The sequence below is a fragment of the Devosia sp. genome, from assembly GCF_041917035.1.
Taxonomy (GTDB): Bacteria; Pseudomonadota; Alphaproteobacteria; order Rhizobiales; family Devosiaceae; genus Devosia_A.
The window spans coordinates 1-4,435 of sequence record NZ_JAYRYM010000282.1; the positions used below are offsets into that span (position 1 = coordinate 1).

The window sequence follows — 4,435 nt, forward strand, 5'->3', positions numbered from 1 at the left end:
CCCGGACTCCGCAAGGCCCAGGCCAGCTACTATGGCCGCCGCTTCGGCGTGAAGGTGAACCCCGACACCCAGGTGGTGGCGACGCTGGGGTCCAAGGAGGGCTTTGCCAACATGGCCGCCGCCATCACCGCGCCCGGCGACGTGGTCCTCGTCCCCAACCCGACCTATCCGATCCACTCCTTTGGTTTCATCATGTCGGGCGGCGTCGTCCGCTCGATGCCGGCGGAACCGGACGAGAATTTCCTGCGCGCCCTCGATCGCGCCGTTCGGCATTCGATCCCCAAGCCGATCGCGCTGATTCTGAACTACCCGGCCAATCCGACGGCCTATACCGCGACGCTCGACTTCTACAAGGAAGTGGTCAGGTACTGCCGCGACCACAACATCTTCATCCTGTCCGATCTGGCCTATTCCGAGATCTACTTCGACGACGATATCCCGCCCTCGGTGCTGCAGGTTCCCGGCGCCATCGACATCACCGTCGAGTTCACCTCGATGTCGAAGACCTACTCGATGCCCGGCTGGCGCGTCGGCTTCGCGGTCGGCAACGAACGGCTGATCTCGGCGCTGACCCGGGTGAAATCGTACCTCGACTACGGTGCGTTCACGCCGATCCAGGTGGCCGCTGCCGCGGCGCTCAACGGCTCCGATGACGTCATCGAGGAAGTGCGCAACGTCTATCGGACGCGCCGGGACGTGATGGTGGAGAGCTTTGCCCGCTCCGGCTGGACCCTGCCGTCGCCAAAGGCCACCATGTTCGTCTGGTCCCCCATCCCGGATCAGTTTGCGCACCTTGGCTCGCTGGAGTTCGCCAAGCTTCTGATCCAGGAGACCGGCGTCGCCGTCGCCCCCGGGGTTGGCTTCGGCGAATATGGCGACCAGTATGTCCGTCTCGCCCTCGTCGAGAACGAGCAGCGTATCCGCCAGGCTGCGCGGAACATCAAGCGGTTCCTGTCCGCCGCCCCCGGCATGGACAATGTCGTGCCGATAGCGGCGGCAAAGTAGCGCCGCAAAGCGACCTCAATCAGGGGAGTCGGGCGGCATCAATCCTATTGACGGATAGGCCAGTTCCTATCCATAGCTCTCGGATACGTTCGAGAGCTTTGTCCATGTCCGATATCCAGTCCTTTCGCCAGGCCGTCGAGTCCTTCATCGCCGCACGTGGCTGGACTCCCACCCGCTTCGGCCGAACCATTGCCGGCGATCCTCTTTTCGTCTTCGACCTGCGGGAGGGGCGCGAGCCCCGCTCCGACACGCGCACGCGCATCCTCAGGGCGATGCAGGAACACGCCGATGCCGCCGCAGTGGCGCCGCTCCGCATCGGTGTCGCCGGGCTGGGCAATGTCGGCGCGACCCTGGTCAGAATCATCCAGAAGGACGGCGAAGAGCTGACGCGCAAGCTCGGTCGCAAGATCACCGTCACCGCCGTCTGCGCCCGCTCCCGCAGCCGCGATCGCGGCATCGACACCCGGGACCTCGCATGGTTCGACGATCCGGTGGCCCTCGCCAAATGGGACGGCATCGACCTCTTCGTCGAGCTGATCGGTGGCGAGGATGGTCCGGCGCTCGCCGCAGTCAAGGCCGCCCTCGAGATCGGCCGGCCGGTCGTGACCGCCAACAAGGCGCTGCTTGCCCGCCACGGCGTAGCGCTGGCCAGGATCGCCGAGGAGTCGGGGGCGCAACTCGGCTTCGAGGCGGCAGTGGCCGGCGGCATCCCGGTGATCAAGACCTTGCGCGAGGGCCTCGGCTCGGCCCGGATCGCTCGCGTCTATGGCATCATGAACGGCACCTGCAACTACATCCTCACCCGCATGGGAAACGAGGGAATCGGCTTCGCCGAGTGTTTGGCCGACGCCCAGAAGCTCGGCTACGCAGAAGCCGACCCGACCTTCGACGTCGGTGGCTTCGACACGGCGCACAAGCTGGCCATTCTCGCCTCGCTCTGCTTCGGTTGCGAGATCGCCCCTGACGAGATCTTCGTCGAAGGAATCACCACAATCAGCCAGGCCGACATCAAGGTGGCGGGGGACCTCGGCTACAGGATCAAGCTGCTTGGGATCGCGCAGCGCTCCAATGACGGCATCGACCAGCGGGTGCACCCGACCCTTGTCCCCAAGACCTCGGCCATCGCTGGCGTCGATGGCGTCCTCAACGCCGTGGCTCTGGAGACCGACCACGTCCACGAACTCCTCCTCGCCGGCCCCGGCGCCGGTGGTCCGCCGACGGCCTCGTCGGTCCTGTCCGACATCCTCGATATCGCGCGGGGCACGCGGGTGCCGCCCCTGGGCGTCCCCGTTGCCGAACTCACCCCCTATCGCAAGGCGCCGATGCGCGCGCACGAGGGCGGCTACTACATCCGACTAAATGCCAAGGATGTCCCCGGCGCCTTTGCCGCTATTGCTTCTCGCATGGGTGAGGCCGGCATTTCTCTCGAAAGCGTCATCCAGCGGCCGGATCTGCGTGTTAGCGAACCGGGCGCGGTGGGGATCGACATCCGGACCGTGGTGTTGCTCACTCATTCCACCATGGAGCATGCGGTCCGGGATGCGCTGGCGCGCATCAAGGGCGACGGCTTCATCGTCGGCGATCCGCAGATGATCCGGATCGAGCAGTTCTAGTATCGGCCCCTGCGGCGGGGCAGGGGGTCCAGTTGAAACTCAGCAAGTCCGACAAAGACCGTCAGGCCGCTATCGATCGCAGCCTGACGCTCGAATTGGTGCGGGTCACCGAAGCGGCGGCCGTCGCGGCCTCCGGTTGGCGCGGCAAGGGCAACGAGAAGGCCGCCGATCACGCCGCCGTCGAGGCCATGCGCGGCGAGATGGGCAACGTCCACATCGAGGGGCGGATCGTCATCGGCGAGGGGGAGCGCGACGAGGCGCCGATGCTCTTCATCGGCGAGGAAGTCGGTGCCGGCGATGGACCACAGGTGGACATCGCCGTCGATCCCCTCGAAGGCACGACGCTGTGCGCCAAGAACCAGCCCGATTCGATCTGCGTGCTCGCCATGGCCGAGCGCGGCGGCCTGCTCAACGCTCCCGACGTCTACATGCACAAGATCGCCATCGGCGCCGGCTACCCGGAAGGCGTGGTGGATCTCGACATGACGCCGATGGACAATGTCCGCTCGTTGGCGAGGGCCAAGGGCGTGCCGGTGCACGAGATCACTGCCTGCGTTCTCGACAGGCCCCGCCACGCCATGCTGATCGACGACCTGCGCACCGCCGGCGTCGCCATCAAGCTGATATCGGACGGCGACATCGCCGGCATCATCCATGCGGTGAATACCGACGACACCGGGATCGACATCTACCTGGGCTCGGGCGGTGCTCCGGAAGGCGTGCTGGCCGCCGCCGCACTGCGCTGCATCGGCGGTCAGATGCAGGGGCGGCTGATCCTCGACAGCGAGGACAAGCGCGCCCGCGCCCGCAAGATGGGCATCACCGAGCCCAACCTGAAGTACAGAACCGAGGACCTCGCCTCCGGCGACGTGCTCTTCGCAGCCACCGGGGTAACGGACGGCAGCCTGTTGAGCGGTGTGCGATACCGGCGCAACTCGGTCCGCACCAGCACCGTGGTGATGCGCTCATGGAGCCAGACTGTCCGCTGGATTTCCGCCGAACACCGGCGCTGAATCGGCGCCGGCGTCATCACCCTGCGTGGGACCCGCGCCGGGCTGCAGCCGTCGGCCGGCAATCGAAGCTTCGGGATCACCTCTGGACTTGGCTAGGCTTCCTGGATGGCGCTGATCAGCCAGGGGCCACCGCGCTGCCGCCGAAACGTCCAGATCTCCGTTGTTTCGGTCGTCCTGTCCTCGCCGGCAACCCGTTCGCCGGTGGTGCGGTTGCGCATCACGTCCCGCGACTCATAGCGCATCGCCACGGTCGCGAATTCGGTGCTGCCCTCGCGCCAGGCCTCCGCGATGTCGCCTTCGAGCAGCCGGACGTCGATCACCTCGTTGCGCACGTCGTTCGCGGCGTTGTTGCGCAGTTCACCCGAGAGCGTCTCGATGACGGCCGGGGTGGCGATGCGCCGCAGGCCTTCCACATCTTCCCGCGAATAGGCGGCCTGCAGGTCCTGCAGGCGGCGTTCGAACTGGTCGAGGTCGGCATCGGAGAGCCCGACCTCGTCACGCCGCCCAGCGCGGTGCGAGGCACTCGAACGCGGCCCGGCACCCTGCGACGGGTAACCGCTGTCTGCGGGCATGCGCATGCCCGCGGCCCCCGCGCCGGCAACGGACGGCTGCGGGCGCCTCCGGAACAGGAACGCCAGTACGAGCCCGAGGAGGCCGATCTGGACCAGCAGGGCCAACATGCCACCCATTCCGCCGAATCCGTATCCGAACATCATCCCGAACAGCCCGCTGAACAGCAGCCCTCCGAGAACTGCCCCGCCGAAGCCGCCGAACAGAGACGGGCGCGCCGCCACGCCAGCAGTC

At 66.8% G+C, this 4,435-nt stretch carries 4 protein-coding genes; 3 read left to right on the top strand and 1 reads right to left on the bottom strand.

Annotated elements, in window-relative coordinates:
- From ACE3TU_RS19365 to glpX, 3 genes are all read left to right on the top strand, one after another.
- Positions 1-1,005, top strand: a 1,005-nt coding sequence (locus ACE3TU_RS19365) for an aminotransferase class I/II-fold pyridoxal phosphate-dependent enzyme (RefSeq protein WP_374627217.1), incomplete at its 5' end; no start/stop codon positions are given.
- 272 nt (positions 1,006-1,277) lie between these two features.
- Positions 1,278-2,618 (top strand): homoserine dehydrogenase, encoded by a 1,341-nt coding sequence (locus ACE3TU_RS19370; protein WP_374627222.1) that lies wholly within the window; start codon positions 1,278-1,280, stop codon positions 2,616-2,618.
- Between the two features lie 32 nt (positions 2,619-2,650).
- Positions 2,651-3,631, top strand: coding sequence for a class II fructose-bisphosphatase (gene glpX, locus ACE3TU_RS19375; RefSeq protein WP_374627218.1), 981 nt, complete (start codon positions 2,651-2,653; stop codon positions 3,629-3,631).
- Positions 3,632-3,723: 92 nt separating this feature from the next.
- Here glpX and ACE3TU_RS19380 read toward each other — a convergent pair.
- Positions 3,724-4,435, bottom strand: a 712-nt coding sequence (locus ACE3TU_RS19380) for a Tim44-like domain-containing protein (protein ID WP_374627220.1), incomplete at its 5' end; no start/stop codon positions are given.

Bases quoted from the DNA above. Each gene is read 5' to 3' on its own strand.
- ACE3TU_RS19370 (WP_374627222.1), top strand. From the start codon at position 1,278: ATGCAGGAACACGCCGATGCCGCCGCAGTGGCGCCGCTCCGCATCGGT.